The sequence below is a fragment of the Agathobaculum butyriciproducens genome (genome assembly GCA_003096535.1).
Lineage (GTDB): Bacteria > Bacillota > Clostridia > Oscillospirales > Butyricicoccaceae > Agathobaculum > Agathobaculum butyriciproducens.
Genome location: QEKJ01000004.1, coordinates 158,804 through 181,380, shown reverse-complemented (window position 1 = coordinate 181,380; position 22,577 = coordinate 158,804). Strand labels below are relative to the sequence as shown.

General features: G+C 55.0%; 22 protein-coding genes. 19 read left to right on the top strand and 3 right to left on the bottom strand.

All coding sequences use genetic code 11. From position 1 onward, the window contains the following. The first annotated feature begins 215 nt into the window (after positions 1 to 215). The 16 genes from C7386_RS05660 to lysS all read left to right on the top strand — a co-directional run bounded on the left by C7386_RS05660 (position 216) and on the right by lysS (position 18,536). Positions 216 to 1,598, top strand: coding sequence for a UDP-N-acetylmuramoyl-tripeptide--D-alanyl-D-alanine ligase (locus C7386_RS05660; protein ID WP_116704999.1), 1,383 nt, complete (start codon positions 216 to 218; stop codon positions 1,596 to 1,598). Further along, entirely contained in the window at positions 1,595 to 2,578 is a 984-nt protein-coding gene (mraY, locus tag C7386_RS05655) for a phospho-N-acetylmuramoyl-pentapeptide-transferase (RefSeq protein WP_110436336.1), read from the top strand. Before C7386_RS05660 ends, mraY begins: the two co-directional genes overlap by 4 nt. Before the next feature lie 22 nt (positions 2,579 to 2,600). Then, a complete protein-coding gene (locus C7386_RS05650; protein WP_116704998.1) occupies positions 2,601 to 3,869 on the top strand; it encodes an FtsW/RodA/SpoVE family cell cycle protein in 1,269 nt (422 codons plus the stop codon). Positions 3,870 to 4,430: 561 nt separating this feature from the next. Then, positions 4,431 to 5,570 carry an undecaprenyldiphospho-muramoylpentapeptide beta-N-acetylglucosaminyltransferase gene (murG, locus tag C7386_RS05640; RefSeq protein WP_110436338.1) on the top strand — a complete coding sequence of 380 codons (1,140 nt, stop codon included), beginning with the start codon at positions 4,431 to 4,433 and terminating at the stop codon, positions 5,568 to 5,570. Between the two features lie 18 nt (positions 5,571 to 5,588). Then, on the top strand, positions 5,589 to 6,692 hold the full coding sequence (locus C7386_RS05635; protein WP_110436339.1) for a cell division protein FtsQ/DivIB: 1,104 nt from the start codon (positions 5,589 to 5,591) through the stop codon (positions 6,690 to 6,692). 257 nt (positions 6,693 to 6,949) lie between these two features. Beyond that, a complete protein-coding gene (gene ftsZ / locus C7386_RS05630) occupies positions 6,950 to 8,104 on the top strand; it encodes a cell division protein FtsZ (RefSeq protein ID WP_110436340.1) in 1,155 nt (384 codons plus the stop codon). Positions 8,105 to 8,290: 186 nt separating this feature from the next. Then, the gene (locus tag C7386_RS05625; protein WP_116704996.1) at positions 8,291 to 9,232 is read left to right on the top strand and encodes a magnesium transporter CorA family protein; all 942 of its coding nucleotides are present in this window, start codon (positions 8,291 to 8,293) and stop codon (positions 9,230 to 9,232) included. An 89-nt stretch (positions 9,233 to 9,321) separates the two neighbouring features. Further along, positions 9,322 to 9,810 carry a DUF4830 domain-containing protein gene (locus C7386_RS05620; RefSeq protein WP_116704995.1) on the top strand — a complete coding sequence of 163 codons (489 nt, stop codon included), beginning with the start codon at positions 9,322 to 9,324 and terminating at the stop codon, positions 9,808 to 9,810. Positions 9,811 to 9,991: 181 nt separating this feature from the next. Next, positions 9,992 to 10,705: a pseudouridine synthase gene (locus C7386_RS05615; RefSeq protein WP_207655849.1), complete on the top strand. Its 714-nt coding sequence runs from the start codon at positions 9,992 to 9,994 to the stop codon at positions 10,703 to 10,705. Positions 10,706 to 10,935: 230 nt separating this feature from the next. Beyond that, the gene (locus C7386_RS05610) at positions 10,936 to 12,027 is read left to right on the top strand and encodes a PucR family transcriptional regulator (protein WP_110437201.1); all 1,092 of its coding nucleotides are present in this window, start codon (positions 10,936 to 10,938) and stop codon (positions 12,025 to 12,027) included. A 208-nt stretch (positions 12,028 to 12,235) separates the two neighbouring features. After that, a complete protein-coding gene (ftsE, locus tag C7386_RS05605; RefSeq protein ID WP_110436343.1) occupies positions 12,236 to 12,916 on the top strand; it encodes a cell division ATP-binding protein FtsE in 681 nt (226 codons plus the stop codon). Next, positions 12,913 to 13,800 carry a permease-like cell division protein FtsX gene (ftsX, locus tag C7386_RS05600; RefSeq protein WP_116704994.1) on the top strand — a complete coding sequence of 296 codons (888 nt, stop codon included), beginning with the start codon at positions 12,913 to 12,915 and terminating at the stop codon, positions 13,798 to 13,800. Before ftsE ends, ftsX begins: the two co-directional genes overlap by 4 nt. A 29-nt stretch (positions 13,801 to 13,829) precedes the next feature. Then, positions 13,830 to 15,086, top strand: a complete 1,257-nt coding sequence (locus C7386_RS05595; protein ID WP_116704993.1) for a murein hydrolase activator EnvC family protein — start codon at positions 13,830 to 13,832, stop codon at positions 15,084 to 15,086. 61 nt (positions 15,087 to 15,147) lie between these two features. Continuing rightward, complete coding sequence (locus tag C7386_RS05590) at positions 15,148 to 16,311, top strand: S41 family peptidase (protein ID WP_116704992.1); 1,164 nt, start codon at positions 15,148 to 15,150, stop codon at positions 16,309 to 16,311. Positions 16,312 to 16,441: 130 nt separating this feature from the next. Then, on the top strand, positions 16,442 to 16,915 hold the full coding sequence (gene greA, locus C7386_RS05585; protein ID WP_110436347.1) for a transcription elongation factor GreA: 474 nt from the start codon (positions 16,442 to 16,444) through the stop codon (positions 16,913 to 16,915). A gap of 97 nt (positions 16,916 to 17,012) precedes the next feature. Further along, on the top strand, positions 17,013 to 18,536 hold the full coding sequence (lysS, locus tag C7386_RS05580; protein ID WP_417188751.1) for a lysine--tRNA ligase: 1,524 nt from the start codon (positions 17,013 to 17,015) through the stop codon (positions 18,534 to 18,536). Positions 18,537 to 18,578: 42 nt separating this feature from the next. On the opposite strand, the gene C7386_RS13280 is transcribed toward lysS, so the two are convergent. Then, positions 18,579 to 18,899, bottom strand: coding sequence for a hypothetical protein (locus tag C7386_RS13280; protein ID WP_133241576.1), 321 nt, complete (start codon positions 18,897 to 18,899; stop codon positions 18,579 to 18,581). A gap of 125 nt (positions 18,900 to 19,024) precedes the next feature. Here C7386_RS13280 and C7386_RS05575 point away from each other — a divergent pair, with 125 nt between their 5' ends. From C7386_RS05575 to C7386_RS05565, 3 genes are all read left to right on the top strand, one after another. Then, the gene (locus C7386_RS05575; protein ID WP_116704991.1) at positions 19,025 to 19,201 is read left to right on the top strand and encodes a tyrosine-type recombinase/integrase; all 177 of its coding nucleotides are present in this window, start codon (positions 19,025 to 19,027) and stop codon (positions 19,199 to 19,201) included. A gap of 14 nt (positions 19,202 to 19,215) precedes the next feature. Next, entirely contained in the window at positions 19,216 to 19,398 is a 183-nt protein-coding gene (locus C7386_RS05570; RefSeq protein WP_318261195.1) for a hypothetical protein, read from the top strand. A gap of 104 nt (positions 19,399 to 19,502) precedes the next feature. Continuing rightward, positions 19,503 to 20,303, top strand: coding sequence for a DUF4866 family protein (locus C7386_RS05565; protein ID WP_116704990.1), 801 nt, complete (start codon positions 19,503 to 19,505; stop codon positions 20,301 to 20,303). 66 nt (positions 20,304 to 20,369) lie between these two features. Here the strand turns inward: C7386_RS05565 and C7386_RS05560 are convergent, their stop codons facing one another. Both C7386_RS05560 and C7386_RS05555 read right to left on the bottom strand, forming a co-directional pair. Then, a complete protein-coding gene (locus tag C7386_RS05560; protein ID WP_116704989.1) occupies positions 20,370 to 21,698 on the bottom strand; it encodes a threonine/serine exporter family protein in 1,329 nt (442 codons plus the stop codon). A 330-nt stretch (positions 21,699 to 22,028) separates the two neighbouring features. Further along, positions 22,029 to 22,286 carry a hypothetical protein gene (locus C7386_RS05555; RefSeq protein ID WP_116704988.1) on the bottom strand — a complete coding sequence of 86 codons (258 nt, stop codon included), beginning with the start codon at positions 22,284 to 22,286 and terminating at the stop codon, positions 22,029 to 22,031. Between the last annotated feature and the right edge of the window lie 291 nt (positions 22,287 to 22,577).

The following is a 22,577-nucleotide window of genomic DNA, read 5'->3' as shown; positions in this document are numbered from 1 at the left end:
ACCAAGCGTTATCCTTGCGCGGCTTTGTTGCCGCGCTGCGCGATACATGCTCCCGGTTTTTATGAAATTGCAGGCAATTTCTAATTGAATACCATGTGCAAGCACATGGTCGTCTGCGGACGGGAACAAAGACACGGTTTTCCGAAAGGAAAACCTGTCTTAATGTAAGCCGCTGCAAGCAGCGGCGAGATTTGATAATTATTGGGGGAAACGGCATGGAACGATTTACATTAGCGCAGGCGGCGGCATGGACACACGGCGAAGCGAAGGGTGAGGCGGCTCTGACGGCGGTCACGACCGATTCGCGGCAGATCCCGCCGGAGGCGCTGTTCCTGCCGATCAAGGGCGAGCGGTTTGACGCGCACGATTTCATCGGCAAGGCGATCGAGAACGGCGCGGCCGCCGTGATGAGCCATCGAGAAAACGAGGAATATCCGGTGCCGGCGCTGTACGTTGAGAACACCTCGCAGGCGCTGCTCGACCTCGCGGGCGGCTACCGCACGATGTGCGGCGGCAAGGTCGTCGGCGTAACAGGGTCGGTCGGCAAGACCACCACCAAGGAGCTGCTGTATGCCGTTCTCTCGCAGGGCTTCCGCGCACAGAAGACAGAAGGCAACCTGAACAATGAGATCGGTCTGCCGCTGACGCTCATGCGTATGACCAGGGATACCGAAGTGCTGGTAGCAGAGATGGGCATGAACCATTTCGGTGAGCTTTCCCGCATGACGGCGGCTGCCAAGCCGAATCTGGCGGTTATCACCAACATCGGCACCTCGCATATCGAGTTTCTCGGCTCGCGTGAGGGCATCTGCAAGGCCAAACTGGAGATTCTCGAGGGTCTGCAGGAGGGCGGCGCGGCTGTTCTCTGCGGCGATGAGCCGCTTCTGTGGGACAAACGCGAGAGCCTCGGCTGCAAGGTGGTAACTTATGGCATCAAAAATTCCGCCTGCGACCTTACTGCGGACTTGCACAGCGACGGTACATTTGATATAGTAAATAACGGTCTTGCCGCGGCGTACCTGCCGGTCGGAGAGAAATTCACCGCGAAGCTGAGTATTCCGGGCAAGCATAACGTGCTCAATGCACTGGCGGCGGCAGCCGTCGGTCTGCTGCTCGGTGAAACACCCGAGCTGATCGCGCAGGGACTTGTCAGCTATCAGGCGAGCGGCATGCGCCAGAACATCTATGAGCAGGATGGCTACCAAATCTATGCGGACTGCTACAACGCAAGTCCGGATGCGATGGAGGCTACGCTGTCCGTGCTCGGCGGCATGGCCGGGAACGGACGCCGGTTTGCGGTTCTCGGCTCGATGCTCGAGCTTGGCGATTACGCCGAGGAAGGTCATCGCCGTGCCGGTCGTGCGGCGGCGCAGTACGCGGACGCCCTGTACGCCTACGGTCCGGATGCAGCGGCCATGGTAGCCGGTGCCAAGGAGAAGGGCATGGAGCATGCGTATGCGTTCGACGATCAGACCGCACTTGTCGCGGCACTGCGCGAGGACGCGAAAAAAGGAGACGCGCTGCTGTTCAAGGGCAGCCGCGGCATGCGCATGGAACGCGCACTTGCAATGTTTTTAGGGGAGGAAGTTGAAGCATGAAACAGGCTGTGCTTGTTTTCGCGATCGCACTGGTGATTACGCTGGCTATCGGTCCGGCGGTCATCAACTATCTGCGAAAAATGAAATTCGGTCAGAAGATTCTCGAAATCGGACCGAAATGGCACATGAACAAACAGAATATCCCGACAATGGGCGGCTTTATGTTCATTATCGGTATCGCGGCGGCAGTCATTATCGGCAATATCGTGATGGGTGAGATTTCGGTCTCGTCGCTGGCGGTGCTCGGCCTTGCCGTGGCCTACGGTGCGGTCGGTCTGGTCGATGACTACGCCAAGATCAAGAAAAAGGAAAACGCGGGTCTGACCCCGAAGCAGAAGCTGGTGCTCCAGATTCTGGTTGCCGGCGTGTTCATCCTCGTACTGTTCCTGGGGTCGAGCGGTCTGCCGCAGCTGTGGATTCCGTTCACAGGCATTTCGTTCAGCTGGCCGTGGCCGCTGTATATCGTGTTCGCGGCGTTCGTTATCGTCGGCGCGGACAACGCCGTCAATCTGACCGACGGCATCGACGGTCTGGCGGCAAGCGTTACGCTGCCGGTTGCCATCTTCTTCGTGTTCGTCGGCTTCCGCCGCGGAGACATGGGCGTTGTGATCTTTTCGGCGGCACTCGCGGGTGCGCTGCTGGGCTTCCTGCGCTATAACTTCAACCCGGCTAAGGTGTTCATGGGCGATACCGGCTCGCTGTTCCTCGGCGGTGCGGTTGCGGGTCTGGCATTTGCGTGTGAAATGCCGCTCATCCTGCTGCTGGTCGGCCTGATTTACATCATCGAAACGCTGTCTGTTATCCTGCAGGTCACCTACTTCAAGGCGACCCACGGCAAGCGCCTGTTCAAGATGGCGCCGATCCACCACCACTTTGAAATGTGCGGCTGGGGCGAGAAGAAAATCGTGCTGGTATTCACCGGCATCACGGTTGTGCTGTGCCTGCTGGCATACCATGTGGCACTCGCACCGCTGTTTTAATTCGTAATTCGGAGGTAACCCTATGGCTTCGACAACTGGAAAGACGAATCCGCAGTACCGGCCGGCGTCGCGCCGTCCCATGCCGCGGAATGCGCCGAGCGGCAAACCGGCGCGTCCTTCGCGGGAGCCGGTGCCGCAGGAGCGTTACCGTACCGGCACCGCAAAGCCGAAGCGCAGACGCATGCGCAGCATGAAGGCGCACATCTGGGATACCGGTGTGTTCTTCTCGGTGCTGCTGCTGCTGATCACCGGTCTGATCGCGCTGTTCTCGGCAAGCTATACCAACGCGATGTTCTACAAGGGCAGTGCGACATACTTTATCATGCGTCAGGGCATTTTCGCCGCGATCGGTCTTGCGGCTATGATTGCACTTTCCAAGTTTCCGTACCGCATGTACGCGGGCATTCACAACATCATCATGTGGATATCGGTCGCGCTGCTGATTCTGGTTGCGATACCGGGCATCGGCACATCGATCAATAATGCACGCCGCTGGCTGTTCGGCTTTCAGCCGTCCGAGATCGCAAAGCTGACGGTCATCATCTGCTTTTCCTACTGGGTGGCGCGTGACCCGAAGAGCGTGCGCAGCGTCAAGACCATGGTGCAGCCGTACGGTCTGCTGCTGGCGATGTACATCGGTCTGCTGTACCTGGAGCCGCATACCTCGGCGATGGTAATCATCTGTGGTATCGGCGTTATCATCCTGCTGGCAGGCGGCATGCGCCTGTGGTACTTTGCGCCGATTCTGGGACTGGGTGCAGGCGCGGTTGCAGCGTTCTACATTGCGTTTCCGCATGTACGAACACGTTTTGAAGTCTGGCTCAATCCGTTTTCGGATATGGCGGACAAAGGTCTGCAAGGCTCGATGAGCCAGATCGCCATCGGCTCGGGCGGTCTGCTCGGCCGCGGACTCGGCAACGGCCTGCAGAAGCAGCTGTACCTGCCGGAGCCGCATAACGACTTTATCTTTGCCACCTGGTGCGAGGAGATGGGTCTGATCGGCGCTCTGCTGGTCATTCTGCTGTTCGCGTACCTCATTTACCGCGGATTCCGCGTGGCGCGCTATGCACCGGATAAATTCGGCAGTCTTCTGGCGACCGGCATCACCGCCAAGCTGGCTATCCAGACGCTGATGAACCTGTTCGTTGTCACCGGCATCATGCCGGTAACCGGTGCGGCTCTGCCGTTTTTCAGCTATGGCGGCACAGCGCTGTTGCTGCAGCTCGGCGAGATGGGCATCCTGCTCAATATATCGCGGTATATGCGGATTGACGGAAGAAATCAGGATTAAGTTATGCCGATGGAGGCAATACCACATAATTGAACAAGAGCGATTTGCGAGTAAATTTTGCGTGCTGATTAGGCGCGGTTTTGCAGCAATACTTGATGTATTGCAAAAAAATGCAACGACATCAGGACGCAAAATTTCCGTAAAGCGCCGCAGTTTAATTGTGTGGTGTTGCCTCAAGGCTGTTTGCAGCATACAAACAGCCTTCGGTTTGTTCAAAAGCAGAAAATAACAATTTGGCTCTTTTCGCGCAATAGCGCGTATTTAATAGCATTTGCATAGCAAATGCCAAAAAAGCGGGAGCATGTATCGGCGCAGCGCGGCCGAGAAGCCGCGCAAGGATAGCGCAGGATTTTTTGACTTTGGGAGGGAGAAAGTTTCCGTATGGGAACTTTCGGACGACTTAGGAACGGCCTGCGGTCCGTTCCTGCTTGTCGGCGAAACGGTAGTTTCGCGACAGCAAACTGTCAGGCAGTACCACATGATCCGGTAAACAGGATTTGCCGGACCATGTGATCCTACCTTGCATTTGAAAAGTAACAAACAGGAGAGGGGAACTCAGTTTTGAAACTGTACATTACGGGAGGCGGCACGGGCGGTCACGTTACACCGGGTCTTGCCATTGCACGCTATTTTGAAAAAAAGCAGCCGCAGACGACGGTGCGTTTTGCTGGTTCGGCACGCGGCATTGAAAATAAGCTGGTCCCGCGCGAGGGATATCCGCTGGACACCATTGAGATCATCGGCATGTCGCGTTCGATGAGTCCGAAGGGCATTCTGCACAATCTGAAGGCGGCAAAGCTGGCTGTCTCGGCGGTCAGCAAGGCGAAAAAGCTGCTGAAGCAGGCCAAGCCGGACTGCGTGATCGGCTGCGGCGGCTATGCGTCGTTCGCGGTGGTACGCGCGGCACAGCAGCTCGGCATTCCGACCGTGCTGCTCGAGGTCAACGCGCTGCCCGGCAAGGTAACGCAGATGCTCGCAAAGGACGCGGACCGCGTACTCGTTTGCTTTGAACAGGCAAAGGAGCTGCTCGGCGGCGGAGATAAGATCATTCTGACCGGTGCGCCGGTGCGCGGTGAGATTCTGGCGGCGGACCGCGTAAAGGCACGCGAGAAGTTCGGCCTGACCGATGATGACCAGCTGGTCGTATCCTTCTGGGGCTCGATGGGTGCAAAGTACATGAATGAGCACATGGCGGGTGAGCTGGCGCTCGAATGCAAAAACGGCGTGCCTTATCACCATGTTCACGCAACCGGTGCGGCGGCCCGTGAGTGGCTGCCCAGGATGGCGAAGGAGCAGGGCGCCGACTTTGACGCGCACCCGAACATCGAAGTGACCGAGTACATCTACGACATGGCAGACCGCATGGCGGCGGCTGACCTGATCGTGTGCCGCGCAGGTGCGGCTACCCTCGGTGAGCTGTGCATGCTCGGCCGTCCGGCACTGCTGGTGCCGTCTCCGTATGTGGCGGAGAATCACCAGGAGAAGAATGCGCGCGCCCTCGAAAAGGAGGGCGGCTGCCGTGTTCTGCTCGAGAAGGACGCCAATCCGCAGGTGCTGTACGACGAGATTCAGGATCTGCTGAGCGACCGCGACCGTCTGCACCGGATGGGGCATGACGCGACAAAGCTGGCGGCGCACGATGCAAGCGAGAAGATCTATCAGGAGATCCTCTGGGCAATCGAAAACCATGGCAAGAAGTAACAAAGAAGGGATGCTGTGATGAGACGCAGAAGGCGAAAAAAGCACACGCCCGACCAGATGGAGCAGCAGCGCCGCGGCAGGAAAATCTTTCGTGTGCTGGGACGCGTGCTGCTGACCGGCATTGTGCTGGCGGCTGCCGTGGTGGCGATGACCGTGTTCTTCAGAGTTAAGACCATTTCGGTGGAAGGTGCCGAGCAGTACGGCTCGGAGGAGCTGATCGCCGGTATGGATGTTCAAAAGGGCGATAATCTCTATCTGTGGAACAAAAACCGCGTATTGTCCGATCTGATGCACAGCTTCCCGTATCTGGAAAGCGCACAGCTGCGCCGCAAGCTGCCGGATGGACTGGTGCTGACTGTCACCGAGTGCTCAGCGGCGGCTGCCGTGAGGAATGAGGATAACACGTTCACTTATATCAGTGCGGGCGGCAAGGTGCTCGAGAACAACGCCGCGGACGGCGGTCTGCCGATCGTGCTCGGCGTTACGCTGAATGCGCAGATTGGGGATTTCCTTGCTACCGGCACGGATGCACACGTTGACGCTATGCTGAACGTGCTGGAGAACATGGATGCCGCCGGGCTGCTCGAAAAGATGAGCTTCCTCAATCTGAACGACCTGACCGATGTGCGCATCGGCTATGACAAGCGGTTCGACATCCGCGCAGGCTCACTGGACGATCTGACGTACCGTCTTCGGTTTGCACAGACCGTTATCAGCGATCGCCTTTCGGCATCGGATATCGGGCGGCTGTACTGGGATGCACAGAACCGTCTGCACTTTGTGCCGGAGACGGCGGAGGATGTAGCACGCTCCGGTACCGATCAGGCAGGTGACAATCCGGTGACCTCGCCGGCGTACACCAATCCGGACGGTGAAGTCGGTACGACCGACAATCCGGACGGCGAAGTCGGTACGACTGACAATACGAACGGCGATGACTCGACCGATTCGAGCAGCGACAGCTCGGACAGTTCGGATAACTCGGATTATTCCGATGATTCGGATTACTCGGACGATTCGTCCTATGACGAATCCTACGATGACAGCAGCTACGATGATTCGTACGACGAATCGTATTACGATGACAGCTATTATGACGACAGCTACGATGGCGAAGGCTGAGTTTTTTCTGCTTCTACTGGCGAAAATAACCGAAAACACAGGGAAAAACGCGAAAAAATACAGCCTTTTTCCGTATCGCCCGCCGGTTTGCGGGAAAGACACGGAAAAGATTAAGTTTTTTTTGAGGAATTCGCTAATTCCTGTTGCAAAATAGAATAAATCGAGGTAAAATTAAAACAATAGGGGCGAAGTGCCCTCAAACGCGGTAATTGATAATCAAAGAACGATTCTTTATCATAAAACGGAGGACAACGACAATGGGTTTTGAGTTTGAACAGGGCTTGGATAACGTAGTAAACATTAAGGTCATCGGTGTCGGCGGCGGCGGCGGCAACGCTGTAAACCGCATGGTCGAGAACGGTGTACAGGGTGTTGAGTTCGTTTCCATCAACACGGATATGCAGGCTCTGAATTATTCGCAGGCCACCACGAAGATCCAGATCGGCGAGAAGCTGACCAAGGGTCAGGGCGCAGGCGCAAATCCGGAGATCGGCCGCAAGGCTGCTGAGGAGAGCAAGGATCAGATCGCAGCGGCTCTCGCTAACACCAATATGGTATTTATCACCGCCGGCATGGGCGGCGGCACCGGCACCGGCGCAGCTCCGGTTGTTGCACAGATCGCTCGTGAGCTGGGCATCCTGACGGTCGGCGTTGTTACCCGTCCGTTCGCATTCGAGGGCAAGAAGCGTCTCGAGCAGGCGCTGAGCGGCATCGAAGAGCTGAACAAGAACGTAGACTCCCTCGTTATCATCCCGAACGAGCGTCTGAAGTATGTATCCGAGCAGAAGATCACCTTCAAGAACGCATTCGAGATCGCTGACGGCGTTCTGCGTCAGGCAGTTAAGAATATTTCCGAGCTGATCACCGTTCCGGGCTTCATCAACCTGGACTTCGCGGACGTTACCTCCGTCATGAAGGACGCAGGCTTCGCTCACATCGGCACCGGCTCCGCTGCAGGCAAGGACAAGGCTGCAGAGGCTGCACGCGAGGCAATTTCCAGCCCGCTGCTCGAGACCTCCATCGACATGGCTCACGGCGTTATCGTTTCCGTTATCGGCTCTGACGATATCGGCCTCGATGAAGTTGAGACTGCGGCTACCATGGTTCAGCAGGCGGCTCATCCGGATGCACACATCATCTTCGGTGCATTCATCGACGAGAACATGGACGACGAGATCCGCGTTGTTGTAATCGCAACCGGTTTCGACAATGTTCCGAACTCCGCAAAAATGAGCATGGACGGCAATAAGGACAAGGATTCCGGCTCTACCGGCCTGTTCACCGAGGCTGCTACCGCAGCGGCTGACAAGAAGCCGGCTCGCGCATCCGCTTCCAAGCCGTCGTCCGATGTTGGCTCTGACGATGCTGCATTTGATGTTCTGATGCGCATCTTCGATAAGGACAACCGATAATCTAACCGATAGCTATTCAAAACAGCCCGTAACAGGGCTGTTTTGTCAGGTATGGGAAGGTTAATTTTAAATGAAATCCATATTAAAGGAGAGTGATCACCGTGAGTACGGACCCTGGAAGTAGACAGATGAATATTACTCGCGGTGGCATTTTCGAGGAGTGCCGCTGCTGAAAGGCGGTATAATATGGTTGAATTTTTCAAAACGGTGGACGGCCGCATCACAGAAGTGAGCGAGTTCACCGAGGGCTGCTGGGTCAACATGGTGCATCCCAGCTCGGACGAGCTGGAGCAGATCGCGCAGGCGGCTCAGGTTGAGGAAGAGTTTGTTCGCGCGGCGCTCGACCCGGAGGAAAGCTCGCGTGTCGATACCGAGGACGAGCAGCTTCTCATGATCGTCGATATCCCGATGGTGGAGAAAAGTTCGGTCGAGGACGGCGGACAGATGTTTACCACCATTCCTATGGGTATTGTCGTGGCGCAGAATGCGGTCATCACGGTTTGTCTGGAGGACAGCATCATCCTGCGCTCCATCGCGGAAGGCGCGGTAAAGGGCGTGCATACCTCACTCAAGACGCGCTTTGTGTTCCAGATTCTGCTCCGCATCGCGGGCCGGTTCCTGAAAAACCTGCGTATGATCGAGCGCGACTTTACCCGCATCGAGAAGCGCCTGTACGACTCCCTCAAAAATGAGGAGCTCATCCAGCTGCTCGGACTGAGTAAATCGCTGGTTTACTTCTCCTCGTCCCTCAAGGGCAACGAGGTTACGATGGAAAAGGTGCTGCGCGGCCGCGTGCTCAAGCTGTACGAGGACGATCGCGACATTCTGGAGGACGCGCTGATCGAGGTCCGTCAGGCCATCGAGATGGCGAATATCTATTCCAACATTATGGCGGGCACGATGGATGCTTATGCTTCCGTCGTTTCCAACAATCTGAATATCATCATGAAGGTTTTGACCATCCTGACCATCATCATGACGATTCCGAATATTGTGTTCGGCTTCTTCGGTATGAATATCGGTGAAGGACGGATACCGGGCGACTGGGTCTGGTGGATGCCGCTGGCCATTACAGTGGTCGGCTGCTTCTTTGCATGGTGGATGCTGAAGAAGAAAAATCTGGACTGATACAAGCTGCGCTTCCGAGAAATACTCGGAGGCGTTCTTTTTTGCCTTCTGTACGCATAGAATGAAGCAAAAGCAGGAGGGACAATGCCATGATCGTTTTTGCGGCAAAGGTGTCGGTGAGGAAAATCGTAGTGGGTGTGCTGGCGGTCGGGCTGGTGCTGGTCGGCGCGGCAGCGCTGCTGCCGAAAACGGCAGAGGCGGATACCGCGGTCAGCGCTGAAGGTGCAGCGCTCAGTGCAAAGCTGAAAACCAACGAGGACAGAGTAGCGCTGCTGACCGCATGCGGATGGTCGGTGGAGAGTGAACCGGTCGGCACACAGGAGGTGCAGATACCCGACACCTTCGACGAGGTATATGAGCAGTACAACGCTATCCAGCAGGCGCAGGGACTGGATCTTACGCCGTATCAGGGCAAGCGCGCTATGCTGTACACCTACGCGCTGACCGCCTATCCTACCGGAGAGCAGGGCGTGACCGCCAACCTTTTGGTGCGCAGAAACCGCCTGATCGCAGCGGATATCACATCCGCACAGACGGATGGATTTGTGCATGGCCTGCTGGATATGCCGCAGACCTGACAGCGGCGGGCAATGACTTCCGGAAACTGCATAACTGTGCAATTCAACGAAAAAGTTATCATAGGTTTATGGTATCTATTGGTAACTTTCGGGGGATTGCACTTTTTTTGCATTTAGCTATTGTGCAATTTGCGAAAAAGTGTTATCCTTATAAAAGAAATGTATTGGCGGAGGGGACAAAATGCCACAGATGCGATTGGACAAATTGCTGTCCCACCTGAACTGCGGCAGCCGCAAGGAAGTGCAGGCGCTCATTCGTGCGGGACGCGTCTCGGTGGACGGCACTGTGCACAAGGATCCGGCGTTCAAGGTCGATCCCGACCGGTCACAGACGGCGGTGGATGGCACCGTGCAGCGCTACCGCGCACAGCGGTACTACATGCTCAACAAGCCGATGGGCGTTATCACGGCAAGCCGCGATGAGCGCCATGATACCGTGCTCGAGCTGTTTCCGGACGAGCTGCGGCGCGGCCTGTTTGCGGTGGGAAGGCTGGACAAGGACACCGAGGGATTGCTGCTCATCACGGACGACGGCGCGCTCAGCCATGCGCTGATGAGTCCGAATCGCCATGTCGAAAAGGAGTACGAGGCGGTTGTGGACGGCGCGCTGGCAGCGGATGCAGTCTTGCGTTTTGAACAGGGCATGACCCTGCGGGACGGCACGGAATGCAAGCCAGCGAAGCTGGAAATCCTCGAGACTGAACCGGAGCTGCGCGTGCGTGTGACGCTTAAAGAGGGCAAATATCATCAGGTCAAGCGCATGATCGCGGCAGTCGGCGGCACGGTAACGGCGCTTAAACGTCTGCGGCTGGGTGGTCTCTGGCTGGATAAAACACTCGCGCCCGGCGAATTTCGGGAACTGACGCAGGAAGAATTGGAAAAACTTACCTCGTAAACCTGAAAAACTTAAAAAATCTACAAATTTTTTTGAATTTTTTGTACAAAAATGCGCGGACATGTGATATAATGACTTAAAATGTATAGGGAACTTTTGGCGTTCTTGTGAAGAATGTCATAGGCAGAATCACCATTAGCGGTGAGAACGCCATAAGGAGTAAGCGTTTCGGCGGACGGATGCGGAGAAAGGCGCCGGGGCGCGTGAAAAAGACGGGAAAGGTGATGGAAATGGCTTCGAGATTGTTCCAGTCGATTGTTTTGCAGATGAAGGATACGGTGGATCGTACGATCGGCATTGTTGACGCAAGCGGTGCGGTTGTAGCATGTACCGATCTGCCTCGTATCGGTGAAATGCGGGAGGAAGCAATCACTGAGCTGGGCTTCGCCGGCGAGATCGTTCGTTTCGGCGGTTATACTTATCATACAACGGGTGACCGTGCGTCGCGTCTGGAATACGCCGTATTCGTACAGGGCGAGGACGAGCTGGCGCGCAGCATCTGCTCGCTGGTTGCGGTTTCGATCAACAATATCAAGACGCTGTATGACGAAAAGCACGACAAGGCTACCTTCGTAAAGAATATCATTCTGGATAACATCCTGCCGGGCGATATTTATATCAAGTCCCGCGAGCTGCACTTCGGCAACGATGTGCCGCGCGTGGTATTCCTCGTGCGCCAGCAGGCGCCGGCCGATGTTGCTGCGATCGACGTGGTAAACGGCATGTTCCCGGACAAGCAGAAGGATTTCGTGCTGCATATCTCCGAGACGGACATCGTTGTTGTCAAGGAGGTCAAGGCAGGCAGTGAGATCAAGGATCTGATCAAGCTGGCAGACTCTATCGAGGAGACGCTGCTCAGCGAGCTGTCGGTCAAGTGCCTGATCGGCATCGGCTCGGTATCCTCCCAGATGAAGGATATCGCAAAGTCCTTCAAGGAGGCTACGACCGCAATCGAGGTCGGTGCGGTATTTGACACCGAGAAGAACATCATCAGCTTCGAGAATCTGGGCATTGGCCGTCTGATCTATCAGCTGCCGATCACGCTGTGCGAGATGTTCCTGTCCGAGGTATTCCGCAAGGGTTCGATCGACTCGCTCGATCAGGAGACGCTGTTCACGATTCAGAAGTTCTTCGAGAACAACCTGAACGTATCCGAGACCTCGCGTAAGCTGTTCGTACACCGCAATACGCTGGTGTACCGCCTTGAGAAGATCAAAAAGCTGACCGGTCTGGACCTGCGTGAGTTCGATCACGCGATCGTATTTAAGGTAGCGCTCATGGTTCGAAAATACCTTGCAAGCCGCGAAGAAGGTACCAGATAATCGTTGTCTGTTCATAAAATCTACACAGAAAAAACGTAAATTGTGCAATAATGCCACAGTTTGTCGGCTTGCGCATAAACATGATATCTGTTATAATAGACAAAGGTGTATATGTTTACACCTTTGTCTTTTTTGTTTGCTGGAAGGCGAAAATGTCCAATCCGGGGCATTCGCACGCCTTCTGCGTTGGCACCGAGGAGGATTGCCTGTGATACGAATGAGTGAAGCCACCGTGGTTTACGAAAACGGGACCCGGGCGGTGAACAAGGCGAGTCTGCGTGTAGACGAGGGAGAATTTGTCTTTCTGGTCGGCGCGTCCGGCTCGGGTAAAACCACGATCATCAAGCTGCTGACCGGTGAGGTTCGGCCGAGCGAAGGCCGCGTTATCGTCAACAACTACGATATCGGCAGAATGAAAAAGCGGCAGATTCCGTATCTGCGCCGTACATTGGGCGTTGTCTATCAGGATTTTCGCCTGATCAACACCAAAACCGTTTACGAGAACGTCGCATTTGCCATGCGCGCCATCGGCGCCAAGGGCAAGGCCATCAAGCAGCGCGTGCCGTATGTGCTCGATCTGGTCGGTCTGGCCGACAAGGCGCACGAGAAGCCGATGAATCTTTCCGGCGGTGAGCAGCAGCGTGTCGCAATCGCGCGTGCGCTGGTCAACAACCCGCGCCTCATCATCGCGGACGAGCCGACCGGCAACCTCGATCCTGCGCGTTCGCTGGAGCTGATGACCCTGTTTGAAAAGATCAACGAGCTTGGCACGACCGTGCTGATCGTAACGCACGAAAAGGGTCTGGTAGACGAATTTGAAAAGCGCGTTGTTGTGATCGACAACGGTGAAGTCATCAGTGATCAGACAGGTGGGTATTATCAGATATGAGATCAATCGCTTACTATTGGAAGGAAGGCCTGCGCAACATTTTCAAGCACGGCTTCATGTCCGTGGCGGCCGTGGTGATCATGGTCGTAAGCCTGCTGCTGACAGGTACGGTTACGCTGGTGGCCTACAACATTACGAATAACATTACGAGACTGCAGCAGTCCAACCAGATCGTAGTCTGGATCGACGATTCGCTTACCACGCGTGAGGCGAAAACGCTGCAGACGCAGTTCGAGAAGATTGACAACATTGCGTCGATCGCCTTCGAGGATCGCGATGTCGCGCTGGAGCAGTACCGCAAGGAGCTGGGCGACGACGCAGACATCCTCGATGATTACAACGCGGACAACAATCCGCTGCGCAACAGCTATGTGTTCACCCTGAGTGATTCCATGCAGGCGGACGCAACCATCAAGGAAATCGAAGCGGTTGACGGCGTTGCAAGCGTGCGTGCGGATGAGGATGTTATCCGCAAGCTGATTCAGATTCAGCGCGTGTTCAACATGATCGCGGCAGCTATGATCGTCGGTCTGGCTGTTATCTCGATCTTCATCATCTCTAATACGGTAAAGCTGGCCATGTTTGCCCGCCGTGAGGAGATCTCCATCCAGAAGATGGTCGGTGCGACCAACTGGTTTATCCGCTGGCCGTTTGTCATCGAAGGCATGGTGCTCGGTCTGGTTGCCGGCGGACTGGCCTTCCTCGCGGAATGGGGTCTGTACACCGAGCTGTACAACGTGGCAGGTACGGTTTCGCTGTCCTCGTTTCATCTGCTCTCGTTCGATGTGCTGCGCTGGTGGGTGCTCGGCGTGTACTGCGGTGCAGGCGCGTTGTTCGGCATCGGCGGCTCGGTAACGAGTATCCGCAAGTTTATGGATGTATAACGACTGCATAAAGGAGCGAATGTTTCAATATGATGAAAAAGAAAACCGTGCGCCTGATCTCCTGCATTATTGCGGGCATCCTGGTTGCAGCGATGGTGTTCTCGATGATCGCCTCCGGTCTGGTTTATGCCGGTGCGGTGAGCAGTAAGGAACTGAAAAGCAAGCTGTCCGATCTGGAGGATCAGAAGGCATCGGTCAAGGCGGAGCTGGATAGTCTGGCAGGCAAGGTGGATGAGGTTGCAAAGACCCGTGCCGCCCTGCAGAAAGAGATCAAGCTCACCAAAGAAGAAATTACGACGGTAACCGCGTATATCGACCGCCTGCAGGACCAGATCGACGTCAAGACGACCGAGCTGGATGCTGCGATCAAGGCGCTGGACAGCAAGAAGGAGCGTTTTTCTGAGACTGTCCGCACGACGTATGAGCAGGGCGAGACCAGCTATCTGGAGGTTCTGCTGAACGCGTCCAACTTCTCTGATCTTCTCAGCCGTCTGGAGATTGTTTCCGCGATCATGGATGATAATAAGAAGATCGTAGCGGAGTACACCGCTGCCAAGGAGGATATTCAGCAGAAGCGCGATGATCTGCAGGCTACCCAGGACGAGCAGGTACAGTATCAGGAAAACCTGAAGTATAAGGCTGAGGAGCTGAAATCCAGCGAGGAGCAGCAGAAGGCACTGCAGAAGAGCCTGCAGGCGTACCAGAAGGAGCAGAAGGCCGAGTACGAGCGCATCACCAGCGAGATGGACACCGTAAGTGACCAGATCGCAGAGCAGTCCCGCAAGGAAGCTGCTGCGGCAGCAGCAGCGGCAGCGGCCGCAAAGAAGAAGGGCGGCAGCTCGTCCTCGTCGAGCAGCAGTTCGGCGGGCAATCTGAGCAGCGCAACGCTGACAAGCGGCACGTTCACCTGGCCGCTTCCGGGTTACACCAATAATTCGAGTGCCTATGGCTGGCGTGTACATCCAATCTACGGTACCCGCAAGTTCCACAAGGGCGAGGATATTCCGGCACCGACCGGCACACCGATCGTAGCAGCTGCATCCGGCACGGTTACCACCGCAGGCTGGGTTTCCGGCTACGGCAACTATACCGTTATCAATCATGGCGGCGGCGTCATGACGGCTTACGGCCATCAGTCTGCCATCCATGTTTCGGTTGGCCAGAGGGTAACCGCCGGTCAGACCATCGGTCTGGTAGGCTCCACCGGCAACTCGACCGGTCCGCATCTGCACTTTGAGGTATATGTAAACGGTTCGACGCAGAACCCGATGAGCTACTTCAACTGACGCAATCATATAAAAGGGGAGAGTGTAACGCTCTCCCTTTTCTCGTGGAGGAGGACAAACCATGAAAAAACTGCGGGAGAGACAGGTCTCTCTGCGGATGGCGCTGACCATGTGTGCCGCGGCAGGCGCGATAACGGCAGTCATCTGCCTGATTTCCACCGGCTGGAACACCAACGAGGTCGGAAAAAAGCTGCGCGAGATCGACCGGCTGGTGTCGGACAAATACGTTGGTGAGCTGGATGCGGACAATGTTGCGGATTACGCTGCGGCAGGCTATATTACCGGTCTGGGAGACAAGTGGTCGTCGTATATTCCGGCGGAAAACTACGAAGCCTACCGCATGAGCGGTGAGGGCAAGGGCTGCGGCATCGGCGTTTCGGTGACGAGCACCGAGACGAGTATTCGCGTTACGCTCGTGTACGATGATTCGCCTGCGGCGAAGGCCGGCATCGAAAAGGGCGATTACATTCTCGGTACGGGAGATCTGACGACTGAAAAGGACGGCTCGAGCGCGGTTATCAGTGCGATTTCCGGCAAAGAGGGGACCGATGTGACCGTCACGGTCAAGAAGGCGGACGGCTCCGCCAAGGAGCTGACCATGCAGCGTGCCGTTGTCACGCAGAAGATGGCATGGGGCAAAATGCTGAATGATAAAATCGGCTACATCCGCATCGAGAATTTCCACGACGGCTGTGCCGATCAGTTCAAGACGGCGCTGCAGTCGCTGACCGACAGCGGCGCACAGTCGCTTGTCATTGATGTGCGCCACAACGGCGGCGGCCGTGTCAAGGAGATGAGCGCGGCACTCGACCCGCTGCTCGGCGAGGGCACCATTATGACGCTGCGCATGAAAAACGGCTCGGAGACCGTTTATACCTCGGATGCGGACTGCATCGACCTGCCGATCGCGGTGCTCATTGACGACCAGAGCATTTCGGCGGCGGAATTCTTCGCGGCAGCCCTGCAGGAGTACGACCGCGCGACGCTCGTCGGCACGCACACCACCGGCAAGGGACGCGCTCAGCGCACCTACCAGCTGAGCGACGGCTCGGCGGTCAATCTGTCTGTTGAGGAATACTTTACGCCCAAGGGCAAAAGCCTTGCAGATGTCGGCATTGCGCCGGACATTGAGGTGAAGCTGACCGATGAGCAGACACAGAACTTTTTCTTTCTGACGTCGGAAACCGATCCGCAGCTTCAAAAAGCGATGGAAACTGTGGGATAATCGAGCGCTCCGGCAGAAAATCGGACAGAAAATGGTCGAATCGCTTGACATGGCATTGGTGCTTAATTTATAATATAATGTACTGTACGGCTCGAAAGCCGATGACACTGAGTAAGAAGGGTTTGCAAACATGGCAAAAGAAATTAAACTGACACAGGAAAGTCTGGACGCATATAAGGACGAACTGGAATATCTGAAAACTACCCGTGCGGATGAGGTTGCAGAGCAGCTGAAGGAAGCACGCTCCTTCGGCGACCTGTCCGAGAACGCCGAGTACGATGAAGCCAAGAACGAGCAGGGCAAGCTGTATTCCCGCATTGCCGAGCTTGAGGAGATCATCAAGCACGCAGTCGTTGTAACCGGCGACAGCTACGCTGCAGACGAGGTTTCTCCCGGCTGCCGCTTTATTGTTAAGGATCTCGAGGAGGACGAGGAAGAGGAGTACCACTTCGTCGGCTCTCAGGAGGCCGATCCGATGGACGGCAAGATCTCTGACGAGTCTCCGTTCGGCAAGGCTATGCTGGGCAAGAAGGTCGGCGATGTTGTTGAGGTCGAGGCACCGATCGGCATTGTAAAGTACGAGATCCTCAAGATCGAGAAGTAAATTACCTTTATCGCAATTTAAAAGCGAAGTCACTATTTCAGGTAACACCAAACAATTTGATAAAGGCGAGTTGTTTGGCGCTGCCGTCAAAAATTTTATGAAAGATGGGGAAGATATGGCAGAACAGCATCAGGCGCAGGATCAGCACGAGCAGACCGCGGAGGAACTGCACGAGCTGAAGCGCATTCGCCGCGAAAAGCTGGCAGAGCTGCAGGCTGCGGGCAAGGACCCGTTCCAGCAGGTGCGCTTTGAGCGCGATCACTATACCACCGATATTCACGAGCATTTTGACGAGCTGGAAGGCAAGACCGTCCGTCTGGCAGGCCGCATGATGTCCAAGCGCATCATGGGCAAGGCTTCCTTCTCGGATATGCGCGACCGCTACGGTCGTCTGCAGCTTTACATCAAGCGCGACAACGTAGGCGAGGACGTATACAAGGGCTACAAGAAGTTCGATATCGGCGATATCATCGGTATCGAGGGCGAGGTATTCCGTACCCAGAAGGGTGAGATTTCGGTTTCCGTAACCGAGCTGACGCTGCTCTCCAAAAACCTTGCACCGCTGCCGGAGAAGTGGCACGGTCTGAAGGATACCGATATGCGTTACCGTCAGCGCTATGTTGACCTGATCGTCAACCCGGAGGTACGCGATACCTTTGAGAAGCGCTCCGCTATCGTGCGCGAGATCCGCAACTTTATGGATTCCCGCGGTTTTATGGAGGTTGAGACCCCGTGCCTGAACACCATTCCGGGCGGTGCGGCGGCTCGTCCGTTCATCACCCACCACAACGCGCTGGACATTGATATGTATCTGCGTATTGCGACCGAGCTGCACCTCAAGCGCCTGATCGTAGGCGGTCTGGAGCGCGTATACGAGATCGGCCGTATTTTCCGCAACGAGGGCATGGACACCCGTCATAACCCGGAGTTCACCACCATCGAGCTGTATCAGGCATACACCGATTACCACGGCATGATGGATATTACCGAGGACATGGTAATCCATGTCTGCGAAAAGGTCCTGGGCAGCACCAAGGTGATGTATCAGGGCGTGGAGATCGATTTCTCCAAGGGCTGGAAGCGCATGACGATGGCTGAGGCTGTCAAGGAGTACGCCGGCATCGACTTTATGGCGCTGTCGCCGGAAGAGGCACTGGAGGCCGTTAAGGCCAAGGGCCTCGAGATTGAAAAGGGCAAGGAGAGCTGGGGCGACCTGATGGCGCTGTGCTACGACGAGTACGTCGAGGCAAACCTCATGCAGCCGACCTTTATCACCGATTATCCGGTCGAGATCTCTCCGCTGGCAAAGCGCAAGCCGTCCGATCCGCGTCTGACCGAGCGCTTCGAGTGCTTTATTTACGGCCGCGAGCTGTGCAACGCATTCTCCGAGCTGAACGACCCGATCGACCAGAAGGAGCGCTTCGAGCGTCAGGTTGCTCTGCGCGCCGCAGGCGACGAGGAAGCCGGCATGATGGACGAGGATTTCATCAATGCGCTGGAATACGGTATGCCTCCCACGGGCGGCATGGGCATGGGCATCGACCGTCTGGTCATGTTCCTGACCGATGCGGCATCTATCCGCGATGTGCTGCTGTTCCCGACCATGAAGCCGCTGGACTAAAAAGTTCGAAAGTTTGCCGTGTTTGCAGGGTTTTCTGCATGATTATGATACAGAAAAGCCGGGCTGTGTGCCAACGTGTGCCAAGCGTATGCCAATCCGTGTCGAAGTCGGCAGAATGCCCCAAAAATCACACATTTGCAAAAGTTTTACCGCCGCATCAGAGTAATCTGGTGCGGCGTTTTTTGCGTTTATAACTGATTTTGGGTGCCGAAAAGTAATACAGGAAAGCGGGAAATCCCCATGCTGACAGAAGTGAGGGACACGCTGCTGGCGCTGTATGAAAGAAGAAATGATTTCAATGCAGATAATCAGATTGTCGTTGATGGCTATACGAATTTCGCCTTTCGTGATCTGTACGGTCACGTTTACTCCAACCATCGAATCAACCGTCAGCTTAAAAGAATTACGGCGAAATATAATCAAGAGGAACACGCCGAGGCAGAACAAGAAGGCCGAGAGAAAATCCCCTTCCCCCGATCACATGTCATATGTTGCGGCATACGTTCTGTACGAGGATGATTCTGGGCGGAATAGACTTGAAAACAGTTCAGATTATCATGGGGCACGCAGATGCCGAAACAACCATGCGCGTTTATGCAAACGTGACCAAAGCGCAAGCCCAGAATGAGATGATGCGAATGGAGGGAAAGATGAAGCTGAAGTAGAATTAAGTGGACTTTTGAATGAAGAAAAAGTGGATATGGGAAATGCGAAAGTGGATATTGAGAATGAAAAAGTGGACATTGAAAGCGTGCTTCCCGAGAAAGACAGTAATTTCTCAGTAAAAACGACGGTTCATATTCATAGACTCTTTTGTGAATGCTATCCTAATAGTTGGCCACAGGAGATGCGGGAGGTTTGACGGTTACGTTATAATTTGAAAAATACGATTGACATACGAGATAAACAGGGCTATGCTTGTATTGCAAAAAGCAAGCTCTTGACAGTGCATAAGGAGGAATTATCATGGCATCACTTTTTCCAAGAGAGGAACACGCCGAAGCACTGTTCCACAGAATTCTGAGCAATCCGGGTGCAGAGCAGCAGTTGTACGAAACCTTCTGCATGGAGCAGGAGAATGCATCGTTTGAGGATGGCGGCGGTGCAGAGTGCAGCTTTGCGAAAGCGCTTTTGCAGGCTTACGAGAACCGCGATATTTCCGCGCTGACGATTGCGCTATGCAATAACACGATGTTCGATCTGCTGCGCACAGCCTATCTTATTCCGTATCGCTTTCATGGCAAAAACGGCGGGAATCCCAGACTGCTGACCGATGCGAACGGTGAGGTGCGCGAGGAATACCGCAATGCCGTCTCGGCACGAGAGCTGCGCAAGTTCCACGATATTTACCGTCAGCACCTGCCTGTGCCGCGTGCGGCGCTCTATCTGGCCGATGGCAGTCATCTGCGCCACAAGTACACCAAAGACATGCAGGTGCGGGAGATGTATTCGCCGTCCCGCCGCGGCGTGCTGACGCTGTACGCGCTGCCGGATACGGTCGAGCAGGGTCTGACCGAAGCACAGGCGTACAACATCGTCTGGGACGCATTCAATGAAATCCAGCAGAGGTGTCCGACCGCGATGGTATTCTACGGTCAGGACACCGGCTACAAGTTGCAGAAAAGCCACGATGAACTGGGCGTTCTGCTGCCGCTTAAGGAGTTTGAACATAACATCCTGCACCATCTCGAGCAGGTGGACGGCATTGTGCTGCGCTGTCGTGAGGAGATGATCCATCAGGCTGGCAAGGACTCGCTGCCGCTGTAAAAAGCATAACAAAACCGCTGCTATGAGGAAAACTCACAGCAGCGGTTTTGGCTTGTCTGCAGAAAATCAGGTGCAGTAACGGAACATCTTATCCGTCATAATGCGGGCGAAGATCAGTCCGAGCGGAAGCGCGAAAATGATCAATGTGGCAGACGCGAACCACGAAGCGGAAATGCTCAGGTTCATCATACCGAGATTGTAAATTGCGCGGTAGAGATACAGGCCGGGCACCATAATCACAATAGACGGCACTGTAATCGCGATGCGCGGAAAACCGGAGTGCTTTTTGTACGCAGAAGCCAGCAGTCCGGCGATCATGGCCGCGAAAAATGCGGCAGCCGCAGGCGGCAAAGATGCAAGGTCAACCAGCTCCAGACGCAGCGTGTTGGATATTGCGCCGATAACCGCGGCGGACATCGCCAGTGGTACCGGGCTGTTGAACATGATCGAAAAGCCGAACACACCGCAGAAGCTGGTGAGCAGGCGGAATACGATATACTGCAGCATGCTGAGGTTCAGCGGCAGAAAATCTACCGGTTTGAGGTGCAGCGCGAGCGCCATCAGCCATGCGGCCATCGTGGCAATCAATACGATCATTACCGCGTAGCTGAGCCGTTCGAGACCTGACCGCATATCCAGCTTGGCCATGTCGATGCCGCTGGTGATGAACGGAAATCCGGGAATGATGAACAGCATGGAGCAGATGTAGCCGGCTTCGTGCTGGACATTGATGCCGCAGGTCATCTCGGCAATCTTGAGACAGCCCGCGTACACCAGACAGGCTGCTGCGACCGAAACAGTCGTGCAGAGCACAAGCGTCAGATGGTGCTTAGACAGCTTGCAGCGCACGGCGTTGCCGATACCCGCGCCAAAGAATGCGAGTATCATCTCGACCCAGCCGCCGCCGAGCAGAAACGTAAATGCACCGCAGGCGAGGGCAGCCGCCAGGCCGAGCATCAGTGGCGAATACAGTCCGTGCACCTGCTCGATTTCGTCAAGGTGGGTGTGCAGCTGCTCGCCGGTCATACGGGAGCAGATGTCGGTAAACTCAGCGACGAACTGCTCGAGTCGGTTGAGCTTTGAGGTGTTGACGCCTGTGCTGGTCAGCGTGAGCGTTTGCGAAAATGCCTGTTCACCGTCAAAGCAGGTGTATTCGATTGAGGTCAGGCCAATGTCTGCTGCACAGACCAGCCCCAGCTCCTCCGCGAGCGTGTTCATCGAACTGCGGACACGCCATGCACCGGTGCCGCATGAGAGCAGCATCAAGCCGGTGCGGCCGATGACGGAGGCCTTCTCGCGCAAGGGCGCGGCAGAGATCGGTAGAGTAGTATCATGTGATGTGTAATCGTGCCATGCAATGTGCATGTGGTTGGGGCGAAAAGCAGTTTGCGGCATAGTAATGCACTTCCTTATATGGCTGTATTGTAGTCGTTCTGTGCAGTAAAGTCAATAGATGAATGTAGAAAAGGATACCAAGAAACACGAATGCGTAATTGAAAAAGTGCAGAAAACGTCGTAACCGCTACAGGCTGTTGTTAAAGAGGTCTGTTTTTATACTCTCGTATTCTTGATGCCTGTAAACGGATCCGTCTATTCGATCGTCATTGTCTGGTCGCACATTTGTAAGCGTTAACCGGAGGATTTGTCTATCTTAAGCGCCAAGAAAAAATGGGTTCTGTGAGCGTTGATGCCACAGAACCCATTTTTTATTGTGTAGATAAGTGATTATGCGGAAAAGGCAGGACGAATATCTTGCTTAATACCTGTCAAAGATTCCTGTTCTTTTGCCCAAGTGACACGAGTAACTTCCTCTACAAATGCCTTTACTTTAGGCGTAGCAGAATAATACCGGATGCCGAATTGCTGGCAGATGTCGAACAACAGGTCAGTATAAGCCATGTCGTCTTGGAAAGGCATAGCAAAGTATCCGCCAGCCTGCTCTGCTAATTCATCAATTATATACATGGAATCATTTTGCTTCATCTTCGTTGACCTCCTCCACAAGATACTTTGAGAAAAGTTGCCAAGCTGCCTCATCAGCAAGCATAAAGCGCTTCGGACCACCGTTGGTTATGATCGGAATACGCATAGCACCAAAGTCTTCTGCGTAATGCTTCGCAAGTTCATCGGTTTATGCATCGAACACAACATCACCTCGGCAACCGTTGTCTATGGAATACTTGATGCCAAATGCAATTAGTGCAGCGCCGATACCGCTGTATTTGCGCTCGGATTTTTCGGTGAGGCCTGGATTGCTATGCGGAGCGCTTTCTG

Excerpts from the sequence above, each read along its gene's own strand:
- C7386_RS05660 (WP_116704999.1), top strand. The coding sequence starts at position 216 with ATGGAACGATTTACATTAGCGCAGGCGGCGGCATGGACACACGGCGAA.
- mraY (WP_110436336.1), top strand. The coding sequence starts at position 1,595 with ATGAAACAGGCTGTGCTTGTTTTCGCGATCGCACTGGTGATTACGCTG.
- C7386_RS05650 (WP_116704998.1), top strand. The coding sequence starts at position 2,601 with ATGGCTTCGACAACTGGAAAGACGAATCCGCAGTACCGGCCGGCGTCG.
- C7386_RS05635 (WP_110436339.1), top strand. The coding sequence starts at position 5,589 with ATGAGACGCAGAAGGCGAAAAAAGCACACGCCCGACCAGATGGAGCAG.
- ftsZ (WP_110436340.1), top strand. The coding sequence starts at position 6,950 with ATGGGTTTTGAGTTTGAACAGGGCTTGGATAACGTAGTAAACATTAAG.
- C7386_RS05625 (WP_116704996.1), top strand. The coding sequence starts at position 8,291 with ATGGTTGAATTTTTCAAAACGGTGGACGGCCGCATCACAGAAGTGAGC.
- C7386_RS05620 (WP_116704995.1), top strand. The coding sequence starts at position 9,322 with ATGATCGTTTTTGCGGCAAAGGTGTCGGTGAGGAAAATCGTAGTGGGT.
- C7386_RS05615 (WP_207655849.1), top strand. The coding sequence starts at position 9,992 with ATGCCACAGATGCGATTGGACAAATTGCTGTCCCACCTGAACTGCGGC.
- C7386_RS05610 (WP_110437201.1), top strand. The coding sequence starts at position 10,936 with ATGGCTTCGAGATTGTTCCAGTCGATTGTTTTGCAGATGAAGGATACG.
- ftsX (WP_116704994.1), top strand. The coding sequence starts at position 12,913 with ATGAGATCAATCGCTTACTATTGGAAGGAAGGCCTGCGCAACATTTTC.
- C7386_RS05595 (WP_116704993.1), top strand. The coding sequence starts at position 13,830 with ATGATGAAAAAGAAAACCGTGCGCCTGATCTCCTGCATTATTGCGGGC.
- C7386_RS05590 (WP_116704992.1), top strand. The coding sequence starts at position 15,148 with ATGAAAAAACTGCGGGAGAGACAGGTCTCTCTGCGGATGGCGCTGACC.
- greA (WP_110436347.1), top strand. The coding sequence starts at position 16,442 with ATGGCAAAAGAAATTAAACTGACACAGGAAAGTCTGGACGCATATAAG.
- lysS (WP_417188751.1), top strand. The coding sequence starts at position 17,013 with ATGAAAGATGGGGAAGATATGGCAGAACAGCATCAGGCGCAGGATCAG.
- C7386_RS05575 (WP_116704991.1), top strand. The coding sequence starts at position 19,025 with ATGTTGCGGCATACGTTCTGTACGAGGATGATTCTGGGCGGAATAGAC.
- C7386_RS05565 (WP_116704990.1), top strand. The coding sequence starts at position 19,503 with ATGGCATCACTTTTTCCAAGAGAGGAACACGCCGAAGCACTGTTCCAC.
- C7386_RS05560 (WP_116704989.1), bottom strand. The coding sequence starts at position 21,698 with ATGCCGCAAACTGCTTTTCGCCCCAACCACATGCACATTGCATGGCAC.
- C7386_RS05555 (WP_116704988.1), bottom strand. The coding sequence starts at position 22,286 with ATGAAGCAAAATGATTCCATGTATATAATTGATGAATTAGCAGAGCAG.